Source organism: Nocardia spumae (assembly GCF_020733635.1).
Lineage (GTDB): Bacteria > Actinomycetota > Actinomycetes > Mycobacteriales > Mycobacteriaceae > Nocardia > Nocardia spumae.
This window is the reverse complement of the sequence record NZ_JAJFZL010000001.1, coordinates 2745304-2769375: the sequence shown is the minus strand read 5'-3', so window position 1 is coordinate 2769375 and position 24072 is coordinate 2745304. Positions and strand designations below refer to the sequence as shown.

24 protein-coding genes and 3 pseudogenes are annotated in these 24072 nt (G+C 64.4%); 12 read left to right on the top strand and 15 right to left on the bottom strand.

What is annotated here, in order from left to right; translation table 11 throughout:
* The first annotated feature begins 118 nt into the window (after positions 1 to 118).
* From LKD76_RS12145 to LKD76_RS12135, 3 genes are read left to right on the top strand one after another with little or no spacing between them, the layout of a single operon-like run.
* Positions 119 to 760 (top strand): hemerythrin domain-containing protein, encoded by a 642-nt coding sequence (locus LKD76_RS12145; RefSeq protein WP_227981171.1) that lies wholly within the window; start codon positions 119 to 121, stop codon positions 758 to 760.
* A 45-nt stretch (positions 761 to 805) separates the two neighbouring features.
* Positions 806 to 1183 (top strand): DUF4267 domain-containing protein, encoded by a 378-nt coding sequence (locus LKD76_RS12140; protein WP_227981169.1) that lies wholly within the window; start codon positions 806 to 808, stop codon positions 1181 to 1183.
* 45 nt (positions 1184 to 1228) lie between these two features.
* The gene (locus tag LKD76_RS12135) at positions 1229 to 1549 is read left to right on the top strand and encodes an NIPSNAP family protein (RefSeq protein WP_227981167.1); all 321 of its coding nucleotides are present in this window, start codon (positions 1229 to 1231) and stop codon (positions 1547 to 1549) included.
* A gap of 215 nt (positions 1550 to 1764) precedes the next feature.
* Here the strand turns inward: LKD76_RS12135 and LKD76_RS12130 are convergent, their stop codons facing one another.
* Entirely contained in the window at positions 1765 to 1944 is a 180-nt protein-coding gene (locus tag LKD76_RS12130; protein WP_227981163.1) for an IS110 family transposase, read from the bottom strand.
* Between the two features lie 779 nt (positions 1945 to 2723).
* Between LKD76_RS12130 and LKD76_RS12125 the strand changes: the two genes are divergently transcribed.
* Positions 2724 to 2966: a hypothetical protein gene (locus LKD76_RS12125; protein ID WP_227981161.1), complete on the top strand. Its 243-nt coding sequence runs from the start codon at positions 2724 to 2726 to the stop codon at positions 2964 to 2966.
* 203 nt (positions 2967 to 3169) lie between these two features.
* On the opposite strand, the gene LKD76_RS12120 is transcribed toward LKD76_RS12125, so the two are convergent.
* Positions 3170 to 3430 (bottom strand): hypothetical protein, encoded by a 261-nt coding sequence (locus LKD76_RS12120; RefSeq protein ID WP_227981159.1) that lies wholly within the window; start codon positions 3428 to 3430, stop codon positions 3170 to 3172.
* A gap of 84 nt (positions 3431 to 3514) precedes the next feature.
* The gene (locus LKD76_RS12115; protein WP_227981157.1) at positions 3515 to 3790 is read right to left on the bottom strand and encodes a hypothetical protein; all 276 of its coding nucleotides are present in this window, start codon (positions 3788 to 3790) and stop codon (positions 3515 to 3517) included.
* Positions 3791 to 4018: 228 nt separating this feature from the next.
* Between LKD76_RS12115 and LKD76_RS12110 the strand changes: the two genes are divergently transcribed.
* Positions 4019 to 5161 carry a hypothetical protein gene (locus LKD76_RS12110; RefSeq protein ID WP_227981154.1) on the top strand — a complete coding sequence of 381 codons (1143 nt, stop codon included), beginning with the start codon at positions 4019 to 4021 and terminating at the stop codon, positions 5159 to 5161.
* Between the two features lie 78 nt (positions 5162 to 5239).
* On the opposite strand, the gene LKD76_RS12105 is transcribed toward LKD76_RS12110, so the two are convergent.
* On the bottom strand, positions 5240 to 5605 hold the full coding sequence (locus LKD76_RS12105) for a hypothetical protein (RefSeq protein ID WP_157163600.1): 366 nt from the start codon (positions 5603 to 5605) through the stop codon (positions 5240 to 5242).
* Positions 5606 to 6064: 459 nt separating this feature from the next.
* Between LKD76_RS12105 and LKD76_RS12100 the strand changes: the two genes are divergently transcribed.
* On the top strand, positions 6065 to 7096 hold the full coding sequence (locus LKD76_RS12100; RefSeq protein ID WP_227981152.1) for a hypothetical protein: 1032 nt from the start codon (positions 6065 to 6067) through the stop codon (positions 7094 to 7096).
* Positions 7097 to 7421: 325 nt separating this feature from the next.
* Here LKD76_RS12100 and LKD76_RS12095 read toward each other — a convergent pair whose 3' ends face one another.
* From LKD76_RS12095 to LKD76_RS12050, 11 genes and pseudogenes are all read right to left on the bottom strand, one after another.
* Entirely contained in the window at positions 7422 to 7862 is a 441-nt protein-coding gene (locus LKD76_RS12095) for a DUF1931 family protein (protein WP_227985223.1), read from the bottom strand.
* 13 nt (positions 7863 to 7875) lie between these two features.
* Positions 7876 to 9603: an FAD-dependent oxidoreductase gene (locus LKD76_RS12090; RefSeq protein WP_227981150.1), complete on the bottom strand. Its 1728-nt coding sequence runs from the start codon at positions 9601 to 9603 to the stop codon at positions 7876 to 7878.
* Entirely contained in the window at positions 9581 to 9847 is a 267-nt protein-coding gene (locus tag LKD76_RS12085) for a ubiquitin carboxyl-terminal hydrolase 14 (RefSeq protein ID WP_227981148.1), read from the bottom strand. The genes LKD76_RS12090 and LKD76_RS12085 overlap by 23 nt, the downstream gene beginning before the upstream one ends.
* Entirely contained in the window at positions 9844 to 10296 is a 453-nt protein-coding gene (trxA, locus tag LKD76_RS12080) for a thioredoxin (RefSeq protein WP_227981146.1), read from the bottom strand. The genes LKD76_RS12085 and trxA overlap by 4 nt, the downstream gene beginning before the upstream one ends.
* A 14-nt stretch (positions 10297 to 10310) precedes the next feature.
* The gene (clpB, locus tag LKD76_RS12075; RefSeq protein ID WP_227981144.1) at positions 10311 to 12944 is read right to left on the bottom strand and encodes an ATP-dependent chaperone ClpB; all 2634 of its coding nucleotides are present in this window, start codon (positions 12942 to 12944) and stop codon (positions 10311 to 10313) included.
* A pseudogene (locus tag LKD76_RS12070) lies at positions 12926 to 13254 on the bottom strand (chaperone modulator CbpM). Before LKD76_RS12070 ends, clpB begins: the two are co-directional and overlap by 19 nt.
* Positions 13251 to 14156 (bottom strand): DnaJ C-terminal domain-containing protein, encoded by a 906-nt coding sequence (locus LKD76_RS12065; RefSeq protein WP_227981142.1) that lies wholly within the window; start codon positions 14154 to 14156, stop codon positions 13251 to 13253. Before LKD76_RS12065 ends, LKD76_RS12070 begins: the two are co-directional and overlap by 4 nt.
* Positions 14157 to 14162: 6 nt before the next feature.
* Positions 14163 to 14678 carry a nucleotide exchange factor GrpE gene (locus LKD76_RS12060; protein ID WP_227981141.1) on the bottom strand — a complete coding sequence of 172 codons (516 nt, stop codon included), beginning with the start codon at positions 14676 to 14678 and terminating at the stop codon, positions 14163 to 14165.
* Positions 14679 to 14686: 8 nt separating this feature from the next.
* Complete coding sequence (dnaK, locus tag LKD76_RS12055) at positions 14687 to 16570, bottom strand: molecular chaperone DnaK (RefSeq protein ID WP_227981140.1); 1884 nt, start codon at positions 16568 to 16570, stop codon at positions 14687 to 14689.
* Between the two features lie 3 nt (positions 16571 to 16573).
* Positions 16574 to 16986, bottom strand: a pseudogene (locus LKD76_RS32150) (general stress protein).
* Between the two features lie 575 nt (positions 16987 to 17561).
* On the bottom strand, positions 17562 to 17858 hold the full coding sequence (locus tag LKD76_RS12050; protein ID WP_227981137.1) for a putative quinol monooxygenase: 297 nt from the start codon (positions 17856 to 17858) through the stop codon (positions 17562 to 17564).
* Between the two features lie 351 nt (positions 17859 to 18209).
* Between LKD76_RS12050 and LKD76_RS12045 the strand changes: the two genes are divergently transcribed.
* The 6 genes and pseudogenes from LKD76_RS12045 to LKD76_RS12020 all read left to right on the top strand — a co-directional run bounded on the left by LKD76_RS12045 (position 18210) and on the right by LKD76_RS12020 (position 23991).
* On the top strand, positions 18210 to 19349 hold the full coding sequence (locus LKD76_RS12045) for a glutathione-independent formaldehyde dehydrogenase (RefSeq protein ID WP_227981135.1): 1140 nt from the start codon (positions 18210 to 18212) through the stop codon (positions 19347 to 19349).
* A 28-nt stretch (positions 19350 to 19377) separates the two neighbouring features.
* Positions 19378 to 19785: a type 1 glutamine amidotransferase family protein gene (locus LKD76_RS12040; protein ID WP_227981133.1), complete on the top strand. Its 408-nt coding sequence runs from the start codon at positions 19378 to 19380 to the stop codon at positions 19783 to 19785.
* Entirely contained in the window at positions 19782 to 20195 is a 414-nt protein-coding gene (locus LKD76_RS12035) for a GlcG/HbpS family heme-binding protein (RefSeq protein WP_227981131.1), read from the top strand. Before LKD76_RS12040 ends, LKD76_RS12035 begins: the two co-directional genes overlap by 4 nt.
* A 99-nt stretch (positions 20196 to 20294) precedes the next feature.
* A pseudogene (locus LKD76_RS12030) lies at positions 20295 to 20817 on the top strand (IS3 family transposase); the annotation flags it as partial.
* Between the two features lie 475 nt (positions 20818 to 21292).
* Positions 21293 to 21805 (top strand): hypothetical protein, encoded by a 513-nt coding sequence (locus LKD76_RS12025; RefSeq protein WP_227981129.1) that lies wholly within the window; start codon positions 21293 to 21295, stop codon positions 21803 to 21805.
* A 536-nt stretch (positions 21806 to 22341) separates the two neighbouring features.
* The gene (locus tag LKD76_RS12020) at positions 22342 to 23991 is read left to right on the top strand and encodes a long-chain fatty acid--CoA ligase (RefSeq protein WP_227985222.1); all 1650 of its coding nucleotides are present in this window, start codon (positions 22342 to 22344) and stop codon (positions 23989 to 23991) included.
* Positions 23992 to 24072: the final 81 nt, after the last annotated feature.

Sequence of the window (24072 nt, the reverse complement as noted above, 5' to 3'; positions counted from 1 at the left end):
CCAGGCCGATCGTACGCGCGGTAGGTACCGGTGTTCCATGTCGTCTCCAAGCACCTTCCAACAACCGGGGCTCAGTTTAGGTGCATCGAACCGATCGAACACGGAGGGAAACAAGCAGATGGGCATCGACACCCACGACATGGAAGTAGTTCACCGTGGACTGCGCCGTGAATCGCGGCTGCTGATCGAGCTGGTAGCGGCGGTCGCGCCGGGCGACACCGCTCGGGCCGCGGTCCTCGCCGACCACTTCCGCCTCTACCGGCTGGGTCTGCAGAACCACCACGAGGGCGAGGACGAACTGCTGTGGCCGCTGCTGCTCGCCCGCGTGGATCTCGGGACCGACATCGTCCTACGGATGGAGGCCCAGCACGAGCGCGTAGCCGCCACGCTGACCAGACTGGACACCGAGGTGCCGGCCTGGGAGGCGGCCGCCGCAGCCGACGAACGCGACGCACTCGTGGCCTCGCTCACCGATCACCGGGCGGTCCTGCTGGAGCACCTCGACGACGAAGAGGCCACCTTGCTGCCACTCGCCGCCGACCACCTCACCGAAGCGGAATGGGCCTCGCAGGGCGAGCACCTGGTGGCGCACACTCCCAAGCTCGCACTGCTCACACTTTTCGGCATAGTCCTCGAGGACGCCAACCCGTCCGAACGCGCACGCCTGCTGTCCGGCCTCCCCGCCCCGGTCCGAGGTATCTGGCACCTCATCGGCCGCCCTCGCTACGCCCGCCACATCCGCCGCATCCGCGCGGCGTGATCATTCCGAACATCTGAAACCAGCCATCCACCAAAGGAATTCATTATGCAATCGATTATCGGCAGCTCTCTCGCCGCGCTCATCGGGATCGCGGTCGTCGCCATGGGCAGCTCATTTCTCTGGGCACCGCAGGGGGCGGCCGGCTTCGGCATCCCGAATTCCCCGCTCCAGGACCCTGCCTTTCGTGCATGGCTGCGCGTCAAGGGAATCCGCGATATGGCCGCCGGAGCGTGCATTCTCGTTCTGCTCGCCGTCGGCACGCCGGCGCTGCTCGGCGGGCTCGTACTCACCCTCGCCCTCATTCCGGTCGGAGACGCGGCCATCGTGCTCCGCGACAAAGGGCCCAAGTCGGCCGCCTACGGAGTCCACGCCTCCTCCGCGGCCGTGATGTTCGCGGTCGCATTACTCCTGCTGACCGCCTGAATCCGCGGTCATACAACCATTCTGGAAAGAAGGTAGGAGAACATCTTGAGAAACTACCAGCTCAGGGTATACACACTGTCGACAGCAACCGCACTGGAACAGTATCGGAACACCCACTATCCCCGGCATCTGGCGAGCTTCCCGCAATTCGGCATCGGCCTACACGGTCTGTGGACCGATGACTCCGACGTTCCGCGACTGTACGCATTGCTGTCGTTCCCCCCGGACTCCGACTCGACCGCCGTCACCGAGCGGTATCTCGCCAGCTCCGAATTGCGCTCCGATATGCAGGGTTTCGACATCGATGCCATCCTCGACGTGACCACCACCGAACTCACCCCGGCCCCCGGATCGCCGCTGCTGTGACCGCGCTGTGGGTCGGAACTTCGTCCAACTGTCAAGCGGCGGCGTGATTTCGAGGTTCGGGGACCGGGTGGCCGAATGCTTTCGCCGGGTCGTAGGGCTGGTGGGCGCGTGCAAGAACCGCGATGGCTTGGGCGAGTTCGCTATCGGGTAGTGGGCCCCGGCCATCGGATTGTTCGCGAACACCAGCAGCCCGGTTGCGCGCAGAGCAGCGACCATCAACCGCGTGGGTTCTCGATGGCGACCGGGACCAGGTGGTCTTCGGCATCGCCGGCGTCGGCAAGCATTTGGGTCAGCTCGGCGAAACCGGTTGGATCGTCGGCGATCCGCTTCTTGGACACGAGTTTTCCCTCCCGATCGACGATCGCGATGTCATGATGCCCTTCGGCCCGGTCCACGCCGCAGTAGTCACTCAATCCAGTCCTCCATCAGGTGTTTTGCGGTGTTCGATGTCCCCGGCGGAAACGCGCAGCGCCCTACTTACGAGCCTCGATGGGCTTTCCTCCGATGAGCTGTTCGCGATCCCGGCTCACCCGCACGACACCGGTCTATCTCAGAGCTCGAGGGCCCACGAGAACGCCGGGCGTCTGGTCGTGCGGGAGGGATCGAACCACGAGCTATCCCAACCGAATACGACGACCGGGCAGGAACGACACATCGGGCCTCTGAGGGATCGAGCTCCCGAGGTGAGTCCAGACGTCGCCCGGAACGAACCGTGAATGGTCGAAGCGCCCAGCCGGCTGTATGCCCCGGCAAGGGATCTGGTAACGGTGCCGCCGGCTGTTGAGAGGCCTCCAACGCCCACGGATTCGCTGAGGGATCACCACGATCGAACCGAAGGATCGGATCAACTGGTGCGCAGTATCCGAGCCATCGAATTCCTACCCTTCAGAGATAAGTAGGATTCGCTTCCGGGGTCGATCCGGTTCTGCTCGGCTGGTGCATAGCCTCCGTAGACGGCCGCGACGTGCGCGCCCCAACTTGTTTCGCTGAAACGAGATTTGTCGCTGTACGCATTGGTGGGAGCCCAACTCGGTGTACTGGACCGGGATCCGACCGGTCGATGTCGCGGACGGTGATCTTCGAGTCACCCCTGGAGTCGGTGAATTTTTCCATCTGCGTGCGCTGATAGAATGTTGTGAGATCCCGCGACGGAAGGAAGCCGATGGGGCGAACGATGCCCACGACTGCCGCGCTGGTACGCCGCACCCTCGTTGTAGCGCTGATTGCCGCGGCGATCGGGGCGCCGTACGCGGTGACGGCGACTGCCGTGGTGTTGCAGACTGGGGATGACGGCTTTTGCATCGATGAGAATACGCGTGTGCGTGACGGGTTGCGCGTCACTGACCTCACTTGCATTCATGACCACAGCCGCTTCCACAATCACGAGCGCTTCCATATTCCGCCGACTGATTCTTGAACCCGGCTACCTCTCGAAGTTGGGGCGTCATGGCCACACACGCGCACGCGGAGCAAGGTCAGGTGAGGTTCACCCCGAGTGGTGGACAGGGGGCTTAAAGATTTCAGGCGGCAGCGGTTCGAAGTAAACGCTCGTAATCGTCGGGTCTTTGGTTCCCGATCGCGGAATGCCGCCGGGTAGTGTTGTAGAAGTTCATCCACTTGTCAACCGACACAACGAGTTCGGTCTTTCGTGGCGTAGGTGTGACGGTAATAGTGTTCGTGTTTGAAACTCGACCACAGCGATTCGGAAGGGCTGTTGTCCCAACATATTCCGGTCGCTCCCATCGACGGTAGCAGCCCGTGGTGGCAGCAGGCCCGCGCGGTCAGATAGGTGATATCGGTCGTCCAGACAGCGTCGGGCCGGCCCCGGTCGAAGCGGCGTTCCACCAGATCCGGCGGGAACGATGCCGCGGGATCTGCCACGGTGGTGCGCACTTTGAACGTGCGAGGACTGATCCCTTCGAGCCCGGCCGACGCCATAATCTGGGCGACGGTCTTGGCCGAGACTCACTCGCCCCGATCACGTAACTCGCCGGTTATCCGCGGTGATCCGTGGGTGCCGTGCGATTCGCGATGAACGGTGACGATCTTCGTTTCCAGGTCCGCCCGCCGCTGCTGGCGGTCGGTGAGAACCGTTGCCGCCCTGCGCTTCACATATGCGTAGTAGCTCGATTTCGACACCTGCAGCAGTCGTGCCATGCGGCGGATCGAAAACCGGTGCCCTGCAGGCTGTTCAGTACCGGCAACGCCGGTGACAGTGTCGGGGCCGGCGTACTCGGCCATCAGATCGAACCGGGCCGGTTCGTCTACATCGCGGCAAAGTACGCCGACGCTCTTTTCAGAAACGCGATGTCCTTGTCCTGCTCAGCGACCGTGCGACCGGAATCGATCACACGATGCGCAGCCTCGACTTGTACTCGGCCGTGAACGACCGACGCTTACGAGGAGGCACGAAAGACATCCTAACCAGCGAGATCAACCGTCCCGCCAACTCGGTGTCCACTCCCCGGGGTGAACCTCAGAGTGCGGTACGCCTACTTCGCCTGCCGCAGGAGCAAACAAGGCCTCTGCGACCTCCCCCACCTGCCGGCCGAGACCGTCGAAGAAGCAATCGTCGACCACTACCGCACTCTGCAGCTGCCGACCGACTTCGCCGCCACGACCCGACGCCTGCTCGAACAAGTCGTCTCCGACGAGCAGAACACCACCCGAGAGCTGCACGCCAACCTGAACCGGCAAATGAAGGAACTCGACCAGAGCGAAAACCGGTTGGTCGATCTGCTCGCCGATGGCTCGATGCCCCAAGCCAAGGTGCGCATGAGACTCATCGAGATCAAAGCCCAGCGCAACCGCATCGAAGCGGCCCTCACCAACACTTCCGAAGAACTCGGCGTCGGAACGACGGTTCTCCGTCACGCCCTCGACCTCATCGCCGACCCGTACAGCCTGTATCTGGACGCAGGCCCAGACGTACGGCGACTGCTGAACGAGACGTTGTTCGAGTGCTTCTACATCGATGACATGGAAGACGCCACCGCACTACGAATCACCGACGACAAGACCGGCATGTTCGCTGACCTTCACTCGGCAGCCCTAAACCACCCAAATCGGACGGCGGACAAAACCAGGATCAACCGCCGCGATGCACACCTGCGGACGGTCACTGTTTCGAATAAAGAGGTTCTGGTGGACCTGGCTGGGCGTTACGCGAAACGGGATGACCTGCGCAAACTCGAAAACCTCACAGCCGGAATCCAATCCGACAGCGTCGAACCGAGGAGACGGCAGCGGAAATCACCCAGCCCGATGCGGCCCAAGCCGGCCCGGAACATCCAACACCGACTCCCCCGCCGCACCGTCGACGAACCCGTCCAGGCCTACCGAGACGGCGCAACAACGCTCGAACTTGCCGCCCGATACGACATCTCCAAAACCGCCGTCCTGAACCTGCTCATTAGAGAAGGGGTAACCCGCCGTCACCAACCTCTCACTGACGCCGACATCGACCACCTCGAAAACCTTTACCTCGCCGGCAACTCCCTCGCCTCCTGCAGCCGACTCAGCGGAACACCCGCCAGCACGATCAAAGACGGACTCCACAAACGCGGAACCCCGATGCGCCCCGCCGGTGGACACCGCAACAACCGCACATGAGCCGACACCGAGTGTCGACACACCCGAAAAGCCACCCAATTCAACCCGATAGCGAACCTTCAGCAATCGCTGAACTCGTCAGGCGCGCTCCGTCAACCATTGCCCTACGTTGGTGCCCCCGACCCGACCGGTGTTGGTAAGGCACGATGGGTGATGTGATGGAAGCCCGCGCTCAACGCGTTCGCCATCGCATTCGAAGGCCGGATCACCCAACCGGAAACTGACCCCTACGGGGTCAGATCCACCGGTAATTCGACACTTCCGCGTCGGTGCGAGCGTGGCGGCGGAGCGCGTGTTTCGGGTCTTCTCGTTGGTCGGGAAGAACAGCTCGACCGACAGATCGGAATGGGTGAGACCCATCGGCGTACCGAAACTCCCCAGCAGGTTCGCCGACAATTGCGGCAAGCTCCAAGTGCGGAAGATGTTGGTCGGCGCACCGCGCACGTATTCGAGAATACCCGAACCAGGCTGCGCGCAGCATGATTGGTGAGTCGCACATTCCAGCCGCGGTCGATTGCGGCGCCGGAAACGGGTCGTGGGAGTCCAGCAACGCCTGCAAGGATCGCAGGATGTGCAATAGCGCCCGTTGAGCGAGGTTTCCGTGTAGGGGTGCTTAGCCGGCGGCAAGGCGCCAGTCGTTGCGTTCGGGTAGTGGGAGATCCAGTTGACTTTCTCGTGCCTCGCGGCCGTCGGTTTCCGTCGCGTGAACATCGTGATTCGCCAGTCGGGTGCCGCGAGTTGTTTTGCGCTGCAACATGAATGGCCAGCCGCGTGATCGTCGTTGTCTGAAGCCCTCTCCGCGGCCTACGCGTCGATCGCGATCCGTTCGTTGCCGCGAAGGTTTCGCGGGCGCGTGAAAACCGGAGACGTTTGGCCGGCCGGGGGCGAGGGTAGGCCGGGCCTATGGCACGGGAACAGTCGTCAATTCTGCTGATCGCCGATCCCGGAGCGCCGGCGGCGATCGCCGAGCATCTGTCCGAATCGCTCTCGAATGAGCGGACCGACGGGGCCGCGCCCGAGACTCGGGATGTGTCGGTGCGATGTCACGCCTACCCCATCGACGAGCACACCGAGTTCTCGGAGGTCGTCGACACCATCGACCCGAGTGGCCAGACCGAGGACGTCGTCATCTACCTCACCGATCTGCCTCGCCGTCAGGGAACGACGCCGGTACTGGCCGACATCAGTGTGCCGGACCGGTTCGCCGTGATCTCCATCCCGGGTCTGGGTGGTGCGTTCATTCAGCGCCGGGTGCGGGGCTTGGCGCGAGCCGTCGTGGCCGAGATGACGAGCCGGTCGAGCCCACAGAAGGCTGCAACCGAGCGGCTGAATCGGGTGCAGGACGGCGATATCGTCCACTACCTCGCCCCGTCGGTCCTGTCGCGCGTGCGGCTGCTCGCGGGCATGGTCTATGCCAATCGACCATGGCGATTGGTGACCGGCATGTCGAAGGTGATGATGGCGGCCTTCGCCACCGGGGCTGTCAGCCTCGCCTATGGGACGATGTGGCGGCTGTCGGCCACGATGGGCCCGTGGCGATTGAGCGCGGCAACGGCCCTCGCGAGCGTGGCGCTGATCGCCTGGCTCATCATCGAACACAATCTACGGGAACGCCCGCACTCGAGAAGCGAACGAGAGCGCGCGGCGCTGTACAACGCATCGACCGTCATCACCCTGACGATCGGCGTCGTTGTCTTTCACGCCGCGCTGTTCATCCTGCTGATGCTGACCGCCTGGTGGACGATACCGCCGCAGATGGTTACCGAAAACACCGGCGGGCCTGCGGGATTGGCGACGCTGCTGCTGATGGCCTGGCTGGTCGCCGCCGTGGCCACCCTGGGCGGTGCGCTGGGGTCGGGTATGGAGGACGACGAGGCCGTGAAGGCTGCGGCCTACGGGGCTCGGCAACGCCGGCGATTCGACCACACGGACTGACGACCCTTCCACTGGCGAATCGGTTGAGCCCGAACGCGACGAAGCAGTCCTGACCGCGTCGCGCATGGTCTGTCCACCAGCGCATCGCCACCTGTCTTCACCTAGCCGAGCAGTCGACCGGCCCCGAGATCGCCGATCGGCGTCGCCGCGAGCCGCGTCAGGCCGAGGGTGGCGGGTTCGAGGTGGGACCGAGAGCTGGCGAGGATAAACCGGTCTTGCCCGGCGGGCGTTGCAAGCTGAATACATTGCGGCGCAAACTATTCCACAACGCAAGTGCCGTCACAGGCCAGCGGCGGTTTACTCGGCTCCGCCGGGCGGGGAGTGGTCAGAGCAGGAGATGGAAGATGTCGAAGGCGACGTTCCATTCGGCGGTACCGGGGTTCTTACGGTCCGGCTCGATCGCCACGAAGGTGTGCGCCAGCGCCACGCTCAAACCTCCGGCGATCAGCGGCAATCGCTGCTCGGTCGCCTCGGAGAGGGCCATGTCCAACGGCGGCCGGGCCGTCAGTTGATCGAGCAGAGCCTGTAATTCGATTTCCTGGTCGAGTTTTTCGAACCGGTGGATGCTCTCCTGCAGCCCCTTGGTGATCGGCAGGTCCCACGGTTCGATCACGTCCCTGAGGTTTGCCTTTGCCGAGGACTTGCCGATGAGGATCAGATCGTAGATCTTGTCGTCGACAAAATCCGTATAGCGCTTGAGGTCGTTCCGGTCGACGTGCAGGCCGGCCGCTGCCCGGAAGAGATGCTGGAATTTCACGGTACCCATCACTGGCATGTCGTCAGCTCCTGTCGAAGTATTCATGGATTTGGCGAACCGCCATCGCTCCCTCACCGACAGCGGAGGCGACCCGTTTCACGGAACCGCTGCGGACGTCGCCGACAGCGAACAGGCCGGGCAGGCTCGTTTCGAGCGTCCTCGACGGCCGGTCGCCGATCCACTGGTTGCCGTCCTCACGCGCGCGGACCGCATCCATGCCGGTAAGGACGAAACCGTGGTCGTCGAGTGCGACCGTGTCGGCCAGCCACCCGGTGTACGGCACCGCCCCGATGAAGACGAACAGCGCGCGCACCCGAAGGGTGTCGTGTGCGCCCGTGTGATTGTTCTCGACCACGATTTCGTCGAGGTACTTCTCACCGTGGACCTCGCGAATCTCGGTATTCCGGTGAACGGTCACGCGCGGATGACGCTCGATCTGGTCGACGAGGTAGCGGGACATGCTCTTTCCGAGGTTACCGCCGCGGATGAGCAGGTCCACGTGGGAAACACGGTCCGCGAGAAAGACCGTGGCCTGCCCGGCGGAGTTTCCGCCGCCGACGATGGCCACCGGGTCGGTGCCGCACATTCGCGCTTCCTGATGGGTTGCGGCGTAGTACACGCTCGTCCCCTCCAGTACCTCGATTCCTGGCACCGACAACTTGCGATATCGCGCCCCGGTGGCGAGCACGACGGCCCGGCCGCGAACCGTGCCGCCGTCCGCCAGCCGCAGCACGTGGTGCCCGTCCTGGGACCCCAGACCGGCAACCTCCGCCGACACCAGGATGCGGGCGCCGAACTTGCCGGCCTGGATCACGGCCCGCTCCGCCAATTCGGCGCCGGAAATCCCTGCCGGGAAGCCCAGGTAGTTCTCGATCCGGGAGGAGGTGCTCGCCTGGCCACCCGCGGCGAACGACTCCAGTGTCACCGTGTTCAACCCGTCCGAGGCGCCGTACACGGACGCGGCCAGACCCGCCGGTCCCCCACCCACCACGACGAGGTCACACACGTCCTGGGCCGCGTCCCGGGCCGCGTCCGGAACCGGAAGCCCGACGATGCGAGCGAGTTCCGCGTTCGTCGGATTACGCAGCACCTTCTCGCCGTGCCAGATCACCACGGGAGTGTCCTCGGGGGAGACGCCCAGGCCGCGCAGCAGCTGCTCCGCCCGATCGTCGCGCTCCAGATCGATCCACCTGTGGGGCAACCGGTTTCGCATGGCGAACTCACGAAGCCGCAACGTGTCCGGTGAATAGCAGGAGCCGATGATCCGGAACCCCGAACCGAGCCCGATCAGCAGATGCCTGCGCACCAGGTAGGCGCGCAGGATCAGATCGCTGAGCACGGGATCGTGGGAAACCAGCTCGCGCACCCGCTCGGCCGGGACGACGAGTATCTCGCCGTCCTCGATCGTCTCGGCGCTGAAGAACGCCACCTGGCCTTCCAGCAACCCGAGCTCGCCCAGGAATCGGCCGGGACCGTGCATGCGCAGTATCCGGCGTTCGCCGTCTCCGTCGCCCTCGTCGATGATCGCCACCTTGCCCGAGAGGATGACGAAGAAGTCGTTGCTGGGCTCGCCCTCTCGGACCAGCACCTCACCGGCGCGAACCGCTCGACGCGTGCCACCGACCTCGAGCGTCGCGACCTGGTCGTCGGTCAGCCGCGGGTATGCTCCCAGCTCATCCGGAGTCTCGGCGTCGACAGGCGGAATGTCGCGGACGGGAGCGGCGTCCTCAGACGAAGTTCTGGTCGACATAACACCAGCGCCAATCTTCACCCGGCTCGAACGACTGGACGATCGGATGGCCGACAGTGTGCGCGTGCGCGCTGGCATGCTTGCCCGGCGAGGAGTCGCAGCAACCGACGTGTCCGCACGTCAGGCACAGCCTCAGATGCACCCACGGGGTGCCGAGGCGAAGGCATTCCTCGCAGCCCTGCGGAGTCCGGGGTGCGACGGGCCGGATCGCGGTCACGTGTGGGTCGACAGGGACAGAAGTCATAGCTTCGCCTCCTTGCCCGCGTTTTTCGAGAGCGCCTGATCGAGCCAACCGCGCAATTGCGGTACCGGAGCAGCACCCGCGTGACGAGCCAGCACCTCTCCCCGGTCCATCACCAGCAAAGTCGGTACCGCACGAACGGTGAATCGTTCGGCCGTCCGGGGTGCAGCATCCACGTCGACCTTCACCAGCTTGATTCCACCCGCGCGTTCCCTGGCGAGCTGCTCGAGCGCCGGACTGACCGTGCGGCACGGGCCACACCATGTCGCCCAGAGGTCGACGAGCACAGGCATCGCGGATCTCTCGGCGACCTCCACGAAGTCGTCGTCGCCTGCCGAAGCGATCCAGGGCAGCGGCTCATGGCAGTTCCCGCATCGCGGTTTTCCTTCCCCGGCCGCCGCCACCTTGTTGACCTTGCCGCAGTTCGGGCACTTCACCTTCTCGGTTCCCATGACAACACCTCTTCTCAGGCCGCCGCGACGGCAGGTTCGGCATACGCGACGGCGAGCTCGCCGCCGGCCACCGTGACACGGATGGTGCCCCCCGGTTCGATCTCGCCGCGCAACAGCGCACGGCCGATCCTGGTTTCGACCTCGTGGGCGATGTACCGCCGCAGCGGCCGCGCACCGTAGACCGGGTCGAAACCGTGTTCGGCGATGAGCCGTCGCGCTTCCGGCGTGATATCCAAGTGTATCTGCCGCTCCGACAACCTATTTCGAAGATCGGTGAGTTGTAGCTCCACAATGTGCTCGATCTGGGGCAGCGTGAGCGGGGTGAACAACACGATGTCGTCGACCCGGTTGAGGAATTCGGGGCGGAAGTGCCCGCGCAGCTCCGCCAGCACCCGCTCCCGGGCATCCGGTTTGATCTCGCCGTCGGCTGTGACTCCCCCGAGCAGATACTGGGATCCGATGTTGGAGGTCATGATGATCACCGTGTTCCGGAAATCGACCTGCCGCCCTTGAGAATCAGTGATACGGCCGTCATCGAGCACCTGTAGCAGGGTATTGAAGACGTCGGCGTGGGCCTTCTCGATCTCGTCGAAGAGCACGACGGAGTACGGCTTGCGGCGCACCGCCTCGGTGAGCTGGCCGCCCTCGTCGTACCCGACGTACCCAGGGGGCGCACCGATGAGCCTGCTCACCGTGTGCCGCTCCTGATACTCGCTCATGTCCAGGCGCACCATGTTTTCTTCGCTGTCGAAGAGGGCACTGGCCAGCGTCTTCGCGAGCTCGGTCTTGCCCACGCCGGTCGGGCCCAGGAAGATGAACGAACCGATCGGCCGGCGCGGATCACGGATTCCGGATCTCGCCCGGATTACCGCGTCTGCGACCAGTTGCACCGCCTCCTCCTGACCGACGACCCTCTCGTGCAGAATCTCGTCGAGCTTCAACAGCTTCTCCCGCTCGCCTTCCTGCAGCCGGGCAACCGGGATACCCGTCCACGCGGCCACGATCTCCGCGATCTCGTCTTCGGTGACCACCTCCCGGAGCAACGGATTCCGTCCCTGCCGGGCGGCCAGTTGCTCCTCCGCCGCCGTGAGCCTGCGTTCCAGCTCGGTGATCTCGCCGTATCGCAACTCGGCAGCACGATTGAGGTCGTAGTTGCGCTCCGCCTCCTCGGCCTCATGGCGCAACCGTTCCAGCTCTCCCCGCAGCTCCTGCACACGCCGGATCGCCTGCCGCTCCGCCTCCCATTGAGCGTGCCGGGCGTCGGCCTCGGCCCGCAGGTCGGCCAGCTCCTTACGGAGCTCTTCCAGGCGCGCCTTGCTGGCCGCGTCCGTTTCCTTGGACAGCGCGGCCTCTTCGATCTCGAGCCGGGTGACTTTCCGGGTGAGCTCGTCGAGTTCGGCGGGCATCGAGTCGATTTCGGTGCGTAGCCGAGCGCATGCCTCATCGACCAGATCGATCGCCTTGTCCGGAAGGAAGCGGTCGGTGATGTACCGGTGCGAGAGGGTCACGGCGGCAACCAGGGCGCCGTCCTGAATCTTCACGCCGTGAAACACTTCGAGGCGTTCCCGAAGTCCGCGCAGAATCGAGATCGCGTCCTCGATGCTGGGCTCGTCGACGAGAACGGTCTGGAATCGACGTTCCAGTGCCGCATCGGATTCGATGTGTTTGCGATACTCGTCGAGAGTGGTGGCGCCGATCATGTGCAGCTCGCCGCGGGCGAGCATCGGCTTGAGCATGTTGCCGGCGTCGAGAGACCCTTCGCCGCCGACCGATCCCGCCCCCACCACGGTATGTAACTCGTCGACGAACAACAGGATGCGCCCTTCGGCCGCCTTCACCTCCGACAGCACCGCCTGCAGTCGCTCCTCGAACTCGCCGCGGTACTTCGCGCCGGCCACCAGGGAACCCATGTCGAGCGAGAAGATCGTCTTGTCGCGCAGGCCCTCGGGCACGTCGCCGCGGACGATCCGCTGGGCGAGGCCCTCCACGATCGCGGTCTTACCGACGCCGGGGTCGCCGATCAGCACCGGATTGTTCTTCGTCTTCCGGCTCAAAATCTGCGTGACCCTGCGGATCTCGCCATCTCGGCCGATAACCGGATCGAGTTTGCCTGTCCGGCCCTCGGCGACGAGATCGCGTCCGTACTTCTCCAGCGCCTCATACGCCCCCTCCGGGGTCGCCGAGGTGACGCGCTGATTCCCGCGCACTGTGGTCAAGGCGGTGAGGAAGGCCTCCCGTGTGACCCCATGACGCGCGAGGACCCGTCCCGCCGCACTGGCCGACCCCTCCTCGGAGAGGGCCATCACGAGATGCTCCACCGACACATAGGAATCCTTGAGGCGCTTCGCCTCCCGTTCCGCGGCGTCGAGCAGCTTGGCCAAGCGCTGGGTGATCATCACCTGACCGGGCGTCGCGCCGGGGCCGCTGACCTTCGGCCTACGCGACAGTTCACCGTGCAGATCGGATCGCAGGGCATCGACGTCCGCACCCGCCTGCTCGAGCAGTCGGGGTACCAGCCCTTCCGGCTGATCGACCAATGCGAGCAGCAGGTGCTCTCCGTCGACCTCGGTGTGCCCCATTCTGGTCGCGATGTTCTGAGCTTCCTGCAGGGCTTCTCGTGACCTTTCAGTCAGGCTGCCGGTGTCCATGCGATGTCCTCCTTGCGCGGGAAGCTGCTTCGAGTTTCTCGATTCGATCCAGCAGATCGAGCACAAGCCCGATCGCCGAGTAGTTCAGGCCCAGGCCGGTCCGCAGCCGTTGGATGCGAGCCGCGTTAGCCACTTCGGATGGTTCGAACGACATCTCGCCGGCGGCGTCGCGGTGGGCATCGAGCAGGCCGAGAGCCACCAGCCTTCGTGCCAGATCCGGGTGCAGGCCGGTACGTTCGGCGAAGGCTTCCGGCGACAATCCGGGACGGCAAACCAATACGTACCGGGTGACCGGGGTCGGTGTGCTCATGTCTTTTTCCTCGGATCGAAGTTCGATTCGGCGGCCAGCTGTTCGAACAGTTCGCGTTCGCGCGCTGTGGGTTTCGACGGCACCATCACCTTGATTTCGGCGTAGAGATTGCCCTTGGCGCCACGCGGATTGGGCATCCCTTCTCCGCGCAGGCGCAACTTCCGGCCCGTCGAGGAGCCCGGTGCCACTTTGACCTTCGCCTCGCCGCCCGGGGTGGGAACGACAACGGTCGACCCGAGCACCGCCTCCCATGGCGATACGGGCAGGTCGACGTAGATGTCGCGACCCTGTACCCGGAACCGGGGATGCGGTTTGATCCGCACCACGAGGTACAGATCCCCGGGCGGTGCGTCACCGTTGCTCCGGCCGCCTTGTCCGGCCAGCCGGATCCTTTGGCCGTCCAGGACACCGGCGGGGATGTCGACGTCGTACCGCCGTCCATCCAATCGGAGACTGCGTTTGCCGCCCCGATACGCCTCTTCCAGGGTCAGTTCCAGTTCCGCTTCTTGATCGGCGCCTGGGATCGGTCCGTACCCACCGGCGCCGCCGAACATCTGCCCGAAGAGGTCGTCGAAACCGACGGCGCCCTCGCCGCCGAAACCGTGACCGAAGCGCACCCTTGTGCCGGTGCCGCCGTACCCGCCGGCGCTCGCCCGGACCCGTTCGTCGTAATCCTCGGGGACACGCCGGAAGTCGTCACCGAATCGGTCGTAGCGTTTCCGGGTGTCCGGATCGGACAACACCGAATAGGCCTCGTTGGCCTCCTTGAACTTGTCCTCCGCGGTGGGGTCCTTGTTCACGTCGGGGTGATACTTGCGCGCCAGCTTTCGGTAGGCCTGCTGGATCTCGTCGGTGCCGGCACCACGCGGGACACCGAGCACTTCGTAGTAGTCACGCGCCATCGCTGCTCACCCCTCGGGCCGGCTGACAACCACGGAGGCGGGACGCAACTGCCGGCCGTCCTCCCCATAGCCGGGGCGCACGACCTCGATCACGGTCCCGGAGGGAAGGTCGGGTTGGGCCACCACACTGACCACTTCGTGGAGCTCCGGAGAGAACGGCACACCGACCTCGTCGTGGCGCTCGAAGCCGAACTGCGCCAGCACTTGTACCGCCTGGTCCCGGATCGCCTTCACGCCCTCGACGACGGCCTGGGGATCGCTGCCCGCATGGGCCAGCGCGAGCTCCAAATTGTCCAGCACCGGGAGCCACGCAGCGGAAACCCTCGCCACCTCCGCAGCCCGTGCACGCTCCAGATCCTTGGCAAACCGCTTGCGCAGGTTGTCCAGATCCGCCAGGGCCCTGCGCCAGCGGTCCTCGAGTTGAGCCAGCTCGGCCCCCGTGTCGGTGCTATCAGGAACCGTCTCGGTACGATCCTCGTCGGTAGCCGACTCGGTCGGCGAATGATCTGCAGACCTTTCCATCGTGTGCCTCAGCTTCGATCGAATTCGGCGTCGATCACGTCGTCGTCATCCGACGACGCCGCACCTCCGCCGCCTGCCTCCTGTCCGTCGCCGCCGCCGGTCTGGGCCGACGCGAGCCCGTAGAGCAGCTGCTGCAGCTCCGAGGTGAGTGGCTCCACCTCCGCGGGGGAAGCATTGTCTTGCACGGCTTTCCGGGCGTCGGCGATCAGCATCTCGGCACGCGCCTTCTCGTGCGGAGGGGCACTGTCGCCGAGTTCGGCCAGTCGCCGTTCCACTTGATAGGCAACCGAATCGAGCGCGTTGCGCGCATCGACCGCCTTTCGCAGCGCCTCATCCTCGGCCCGGTTCCGTTCGGCCTCCGCGAGCATGCGCTCGACCTCACTCTGGTCCAGGTTGCCCTGCTCGCTGATCGTGATGCCCTGCTCCTTACCAGTGTCCTTGTCGCGAGCGGTGACGTTGAGGATGCCGTTGGCGTCGATGTCGAACGTGACTTCGACCTGGGCCTCGCCCCGGGGCGCGGGGCGGATGTCTTCCAGCCGGAACCGACCGAGCACCCGGTTGTCGGCGGCCCGTTCGCGTTCGCCCTGCAGGACCACGACATCCACCGCCGACTGATTGTCTTCCGCGGTGGCGAACACCTCACTGCGCCGGACCGGGATCGTCGTATTGCGCTCGATGATCTTGGTCATCACCCCGCCCTGGGTCTCGACACCGAGGGACAGCGGGGTGACATCGAGCAACAGCACATCGGAGACCTCCCCCTTGAGCACGCCCGCCTGGACCGCGGCACCGAGCGCCACGACCTCGTCCGGGTTGACGCTCATGTTGGGGTCCTTGCCGCCGGTGAGCCGGCGGACCAGCGCCTGCACCGCCGGAATACGTGTGGACCCGCCGACCAGAATCACCTCGTCGATGTCGTCGGCGGTGACCTTGGCGTCACTCATCGCCTGCTTCACCGGACCGAGGCAGCGTTCCACCAGATCCGCCGTCAGATCCTCGAACTTCGATCGCATGACCGTGGTGGTGAGATGCTTGGGACCGTTCGCGTCAGCGGTGACGAAGGGCAGGTTGACCTGAGCCTGTGTCACCGAGGACAACTCGACCTTTGCCTTTTCCGCCGCCTCGAAGAGGCGCTGTAACGCCTGCGGATCGTTGCGCAGATCGATGTTCTCCGCCCGTTGGAATTCGTCGGCGAGGTAGTCCACCAGACGTCGGTCGAAGTCGTCGCCGCCGAGATGGGAGTCGCCGGCCGTCGCACGAACCTCGACCACCCCGTCGCCGACGTCGAGCAGGCTCACATCGAAAGTGCCGCCGCCGAGGTCGAAGACCAATACGGTCTCGTGGGTCTGCTTGTCCATGCCGTACGCCAGCGCCGCGGCGGTCGGCTCGTTGATGATCCGCAAAACGTCGAGGCCCGCGATTCGGCCGGCGTCCTTGGTGGCGTTGCGCTGCGCGTCGTTGAAGTAGGCCGGAACGGTGATGACCGCTTCCTTGACCTTCTCACCGAGGAACTTGCTCGCGTCGTCGACGAGCTTGCGCAGCACGAGGGCGCTGATCTCCTCCGGCGCGTACTTCCTGCCCCGCACGTCGAATCGAGCTTCACCGTTGTCCCCCGGTACGACGTCGAAACTGACCGCCTTGGCCTCTTCGGAGACCTCGTCGTAATGACGTCCGATGAAGCGTTTCGCCGAATAGATAGTGCCCTTCGGATTCAAGATCGCCTGTCGCCGGGCGAGCTGACCCACCAGGCGCTCCCCGCTCTCGGTGAACGCCACCACCGACGGCGTCGTTCGCGCTCCCTCGGTATTGGAGATCACGACCGGCTCACCGCCTTGCCAGCTTGCGATGACCGAGTTCGTGGTGCCCAGGTCTATACCTACAGCGGTCGCCATGGCTCATTCCTTTCGATCGGTCCGGCCGGTGAGCAGGCGAACGACTTCGTCCGCGAACTCGACGTCGGCGAGAACTGCGTAGTGAGTGGTTGTGATGACTGGATTGAGGTGAAGTCGCGCCGACCGCCCTGCGGCGCGTACATGAGTAGACCGAGCAGGGCGCCGGCAGCCGCTTGCGGCGGCACCTCGCACAGCGGCGCCGGCCGCAGTTCGATCGGCCGACGACCTAATCGACCAGCTCGATGTCGCGTTCGACGATGGCCAGTTGACCGTGAAATACAGGTGACCGTGAAATACAGGTCGGAGAGGCAGTCGCCAGCGGTTTCAGCGTCGGCGTAGTTGCCGAACGTTGCCATTACCTGCCGGGCAGGCTGGTTCGGACGTATTGGCGAGGTTCCACGATCGGACTCTGACATCACGCCCCTCGGCGTCGATGATTCGCTGTTCACCGAGCTGGCGCGAACCAGCTCGTGTCCGGCCGGTCGGTCAACCGCTTGAACTCACGGACGGCTCAACCGCTGAAAGTTCTACATCCGCCTGTAGGCGTCGACAGAGCGGGAGGCGGTGGCGTCCACACCCCGGCTGGAGCATAGAAGTGCCGGAACCCGCGCGAGGCGACCGGTGCGCGCACTCCGGGCATCAGCCACTACTCCGGTGCTTCCACGAGTAGAACTCCGATACGAAAGATCGGGACTGCTGAGCGGTGTGACAAAGCCCAACAGGTCGAAAGTGGGAAGCCAACTACGCCACACAGTGTAGCCACGGGAGCACCGGGAGTCACGGGCTGCATGCCCGCTCGCGCCAGGAACAGCGGCCACCAGCGCGAGGACTCCACCGACGAGGCATCGTCATCCTGCTGCATGGCCAACGCCACCTCGTCGTTGCGCACCAAGAATCCGACAGGTTCGGCGGACTCGCGTGCCGAAGTTCGCGTCGGGCGGGTGACGCGGGTTCTGTCGAGCTTGCGGGCGGGCTGTTTCCAGGCGGTGGATCAGAGCTTGTTGGCGAGCACGTCGAGGTTGCTGATTTCGGGCGGCGCAGCGAAGAGTTCGTCGGCGCGTTCGCCGAGGGCCTTGCCGACCGGCCCATTGAGATGTGTTTCGCGGGCGGCCTGGTCTGGGAATGCGTCGATGATGCCGAACGTCGAGGGGCCGAACTGTACCGCGAGCCAGGGCTTCGTGCCGGACTCCTGTTCGACGAGTGGCAGCGCCGATCGGAGGAATTCCACGACCGCGTCTTCCTTGCCTGGTTTGGCTTCGAGTCGGACCAGCAGCGCCTTGGTGGCCATGTCGGGTCTCCTGTTCGAGGTGGTGGATAGATCCAGCATCACACCATCGACCGGTGAAGAGAAGGAGCCGAGCGAACAAATCAATGAGACCGATGTCAACCCCTAGCGATCGCGGAGTCGAAAGAGGAGACTCCAGGGTGGAGAGAACGGGACGCCTGGAAGGCACCCACTGCTAGTTTGTCGATGACCCGAAACATGGTGGTGTGCCTTAGTTTTGGTGTGTTCTTCCGTTGCGTGCGCTGTCGCGTCGGCTGCCCCAGCAGAACGGTTCGTTCGGTCGGTCGCTCACACGTAACCGCCTGTGGACGCTGGGCGTCAACCGGAAACGCCGAATGTCAAGGGAGTATCGAGATGAAAGCGCTTGTGTACGACGGGCCGCGTGAGGTTCATGTGAAGGATGTGCCCGATGCGAGGATCGAGCAGCCGACCGATGTGCTGGTAAAGATCACCAGCACCAACATTTGCGGGTCGGATCTACACATGTACGAGGGCCGCACCGATCTGGAACCCGGGATGGTCCTCGGTCACGAGAACCTGGGGATCGTCGCCGAGGTGGGCAATGCGGTGGTAAAGGTCACCACCGGGGACCGGGTGTGCCTGCCGTTCAACATCGGTTGCGGTTTCTGCCGAAACTGCGAGGAAGGGTTGACCGCGTTCTGCCTGACGGTGCATCCGGATCCGAAGATGGCGGGCGCCGCTTATGGTTTCGCCGGGATGGGACCATTCTGGGGCGGACAGGCCGAGTATTTGCGGGTGCCGTTCGGCGACTTCAACTGTCTGCGGCTGCCTGAGGATGCTCAGGACAAAGAAACCGACTATGTGATGCTGTCGGACATTTTCCCGACCGGTTGGCACTGCACCCGTCTGGCCGATATGCAGCCTGGCGATTCGATGGTGGTCTACGGGGCCGGCCCGGTGGGTTTGATGGCTGCATATTCGGCGATGATCCAGGGCGCGAGCAAGGTGATGATAGTGGACCGGCATCCAGACCGGTTGCGCCTGGCCGAGCAGATCGGCGTCATACCGATCGACGACTCGAAGGGCGACCCGGTCGAGCAGGTGCTGGAGCAGACCAACGGGCGCGGTGCCGACAAGGGTTGTGAGTGCGTCGGCTATCAGGCCCATGACCCGCAGGGACATGAGGATTCGGCGATGACCATGAACCGGCTGGTCGATTCGGTGCGGTTCACCGGGCACATCGGCGTGGTGGGCATCTTCTTGCCGCAAGACCCCAACGCGCCCGACAAGCTGGAGAAGAAGGGCAGGATCGCCTTTGACATGGGCAAGTTCTGGTTCAAGGGTCAAAAGGCCGGAACCGGGCAGGCCAACGTCAAGCACTACAACCGCCAGCTTCGTGACCTGATCCATGAAGGCCGGGCCAAACCGTCCTGGATCGTCTCTCACGAACTCCCGCTGGCCGAGGCCGAGTCCGGCTATCAGCACTTCGATGCCCGCGACGACGGATGGACCAAGGTCGTCATGCATCCGTGAGGCGGCCCGGACCGAGAGGAGCGCAACGATGGCGAATGCACTGCAGGCCAAGCAGATCGCGAGATTGGCTGCCGACGGGATCGAAAGAATCGAACTCGACCGACACCGCGACGCCGTACCCGATGCCGCGGTCGATGTCTACGATGCGTTGCTGCTCCGAGGTGGCACGGTGAACACGGACAAGCTGCGAATCGCGGAAGCGGCGGTGTCGTTCGTACGCCCCTTCGTCGGCTTCCGAAAGTCGATCGAGGCAGGCGAAACGCTTACCCCATGCCCGCGTCTGCGGGCCGACCTGCGCAACGCCGAGGCCGACGTCGTCGACGAGGGGGTCGTGATCTACGACAGCCTGATCCCGCGCAGGTCGCACGATGACCTCTTCGCGGTCTGTCAGGCCGTCGTCGAGCAGTTCGCGAAGACCGGGACAGGTGCCTCATGACAATCAATCAGACCTCAGTGTCCCTCGAAGATGCGCAGCGGGTGATTGCCGCCGGGCAGGCCAAAGCCGCCGAAATCGAGTCGCCGTCGAATATCGCGGTAGTCGATGCCGGCGGCAACCTCGTAGCCCATGTGCGGATGGACGGTGCATGGATCGCCAGCATCGACATCTCGATCAACAAGGCATTCACCGCCCGAGCGCTTGATATCTCGACCGAGGACCTCGCAACCGATGCGGGTCCGGGCGAGCAGTTCTACGGGATCCATACCTCCAACGGTGGGCGCATCATGATCTTCGCCGGCGGTGTGCCGCTGCGGCGAAATGACCAGGTCATCGGGGCCGTCGGCGTCAGCGGCGGCACCGGAGAGCAGGACAAGGCTGTCGCCGAGGCAGCCTCAACGGCGATGTGAGCGGGGCTGCTGCACGGAGAGGTGACAAACTGACCTGCCCCACCGATTGGGTTCCAACTCGGGTTGCTAGCTGACAGCCTTACCGAAAGGCTGTCCCGCGTGCCACGCGCTTATCCCACCGAGTTCCGGACCCGAGCGATCGCTCTGTTCCGGACAGGCAAATCCGCCAAGCAGACCGCGATCGAGCACACCTCTGCCCCATAAGGCGGTTCTATCCAGTGATCGACAGGCTCGTCGCCGCCGGGGCACCGGTAGACCGATGCTGTCGAGTGCTGGGGGTCGCCCGGCAGAACTACTACAAGCCCAAACCGCGCCCGACTACATCGACACAGTTGCGGCGCCAAGGGTTGACCGGGCTGATCCGCGAGATCCACGTCGCGTCCCGAGGAACCCCCGGCTACCGCAGGATTTACGCTGAACTCACGATGGCGATGGGCGTCAAGGTCTGCTCCCACACCGTATCTGTCCTTCATGACCTCGGCCGGCATGTGTCGGTTGCCGGCATCGTCGCGGGTCAAGAACCTACGCGGTGTGGCTGACCGCAGGAGATCTGGTCAACCGTAAGTTCCATCGACTGAAAACCGAACGAGTTGTGGATCGCGACGTCACGGTCCACCACACCACCGGAGTCGATGGACCAGCCCACGAGGCGGCGGGTGAAGGCATCCAGGACTGCGGCGCAGTTAGACCCTGCCTTCCCTCCCTGCTCAACGCGCCAGCGTCAGTCGAGACACGATCCGTCGAATGATCGCGGACGGCCAGCTAGTCGAAGAGGATTGAGGCATCGCGAATCCTTCGGCTTCTCGTCTCCCCACCCCCGATGAGAACCTCCGCAAGCGCGGGTAATGTGATCACGCGGCTAAGGCGCCGGCCTGATGTACCACCTGTCAGTGCGCTCGGTCTGGAAGTGCGACTTCGAGCGCCAACCGCCCCGGGCCTCTGATGTCCAGTGGTTTACCTGATCGTGCTCTTCCGAGACCAAACCGTCTACAGATTTCGCGGTCAGGTGCGCATCGCCGTGGAAGACATCGACAAAGCCATGCGCCCCATCAGGTGAGTGGCACGAAGACCCACCCTATTGCACGCAAGTTGCACGAATGGACACCGAATTCCGGAAACCAGGACTGACCTGCATAAACAAAGTGGACCTGGCTGGGCGTTACGCGAAACGGGATGACCTGCGCAAACTCGAAAACCTCGCCGCCGGAATCCAATCCGACAATCCCGAACCGGGGCGACGGCCGCGGAAATCGGCCACACCGGCGCAGGCCAAGCCCGCCCGGAACATCCAACGCCGACTCCCCCGCCACACCATCGACCAACTCGTCCACGCCTACCGAGAAGGCGCAACCACCCTCGAACTCGCTGCCCGATACGACATCTCAAAAACCGCTGTCCTGACCTTACTCAGCAGAGAAAGCGTCACCCGCCGTCATCAACCCCTCACCGAGACCGACGTCGACCACCTCGAAAACCTCTATCTCGCCGGCCATTCCCTCGTCTCCTGCAGCCGCCTGACCGGCACACCCGCCAGCACCATCAAAGACGCACTCCACAAACGCGGCACACCCATGCGCCCCGCCGGCGGAACACGAAACAACCACACATGAACCGACACCCAGTCTCGACACGCCCGAAAGCCCACCCAAATTCAACCAATAGCGAATCTTCAGCAAGCACAGAGCTCGCCAGGCGCAGCCCACCAACGACTGTCACAGGTCGATGCCACACCAGCCGTCCCCACTCAGAGGAAGGGCTCGGACAACCAGACGCACGGTTCGCAGCGGGGCTGCCGTCCGCCGCAGCGTCCGACAACATGACCGCAGTTCACGCGTAACACACCGGGATGATAAATCCCCTCGCGCATCGCTCCCCGTCCTCGGTGACGCGACCGGCCGTCGTTCGTACACAACGTGATCACTGGCGTGGTCCCCCGCGAGCCGCGGATTGTGCATCCTGCATCTTCTTCTTCTCGGTCCTGCAGCATCGTGCCGTAGTGGGGGCACGTCGGCATCGGCAACGCTGAATCGACGGGCCCGAGGGCGCCATCGCCCTTCCTGCCCGTCGTGCTTCGATATCCCCTCTCCGAAGGAAGTAACTCCGCCCGATGACGACCTCCGAGCGCGGCTCCGCTTTCCCCGTTCCGATGCCGAGCACCATGCAGGACGAGCCGCTGTTGCTGGCGACACTGGTGCGCTACGCCTGCCGGGCCCACCCGAACGCTACCGTCCGCACCTGGACGGGCACCGAATCGCGGGTGCTGACCTATGCCCAAGTCGGTGCGGCGGCGGCTCAGTTGGCGCATGCGCTGGCATCGCTCGGCGTCCAGCCCGGCGACCGCGTGGGCACCTTCATGTGGAACAACAACGAGCACCTCATCGCCTACGCCGGCGTACCGGCGATGGGTGCGGTGCTGCATACGCTCAACATCCGCCTCTTCCCCGAACAAGTGTCCTACGTTGCCAACCACGCCGCCGACCGGGTGGTCATCGTGGACGGCTCACTGGTGCGTACCTTCGCGGCGATACTGCCCGAACTCATGACCGTCCGGCACGTGATCGTCGCGGGCGGCGACCCGGCTGACCTGGAGGCGCCGCGTGGCGTCGAGGTGCACTCCTTCGACGCCCTGCTCGCGGGCCGGCCCACCAAGTACCCATACCCCGAAATCGACGAAACCTCCGCCGCCGCAATGTGTTACACCTCCGGAACAACCGGACTCCCGAAGGGAGTGGTGTACTCCCACCGTTCGAACTGGCTGCACTCGATGTATGCCTGCACCCGCGACGGGATGGGGATTTCTCGCGCCGACACCATCTTGGCAATCGTGCCCATGTTCCATGCCAACGCGTGGGGTTTGCCGTACGCAGCGTTGATGTCGGGCGCGTCGCTGATCATGCCCGATCGGTTCCTGCAACCGGCCGCCCTGCTCGAGATGATGGACATCGAACGCCCGAGTTTCGCCGCTGCGGTGCCCACCGTGTGGAACGGAGTGCTCGCCGCCCTCGAAGACCGGCCGCAAGACATCACTCATCTGCGCTGTGTCATCGTGGGCGGCGCGGCAGTTCCTCCGCAGATGATTCGCGCATTCGCGGTCGAGCACGGAGTGGAAATCGTGCAGGCGTGGGGCATGACTGAGACCTCTCCCCTCGGTACAGTCGCCCGGCCACCGGACGGCCTGTCCGACGAGGAAGAGTTCCCTTACCGGGTCAGCCAAGGATTTTTCCCGCCCGCAGTGCAGGGCCGCCTCGTCGCCGAGGATGGCTCGATCCAGCCGTGGGATGGAAAGTCGATGGGCGAGTTGCACATTCGTGGGCCGTGGATCACCGGCGCCTACTACGCCCCGGACGGCGGGGGCGTCGATGCAGACAAATTCAGCGACGGGTGGCTGTGTACAGGCGATATCGGCACCATCACCCCCGACGGGTACCTGACCCTCGTCGACCGGGCCAAGGACATCATCAAATCCGGAGGAGAATGGATCTCCTCAGTGGATCTGGAGAACGCCGTCATGGCCCATCCCGACGTCGTCGAGGCCGCAGTGTTCGGCGTCCCCGATGAAAAGTGGGACGAGCGCCCCGTAGTCGCCGTGGTATTGCGGCCTGGTTCCACCGCGGAAGCCGCCGTGCTTCGAGATTCCCTCACCGACAAGTTCGCGAAATGGCAACTCCCGCAGTTGTGGGCGTTCGTCACCCACGTACCGAAAACGAGCGTCGGGAAGTTCGACAAGAAGCGCCTGCGTGCGGAATACGGCGCAGGTGAGATGCAGGTCGTCTCCACAGCTGCGGTCCACACATAGCGAACGCATAGGACAACGACACCGGCCGAGGTCGCTGCCGCGAGAGCCTCTTCTCGCGACAGCGACCTCGGCAACCATCAA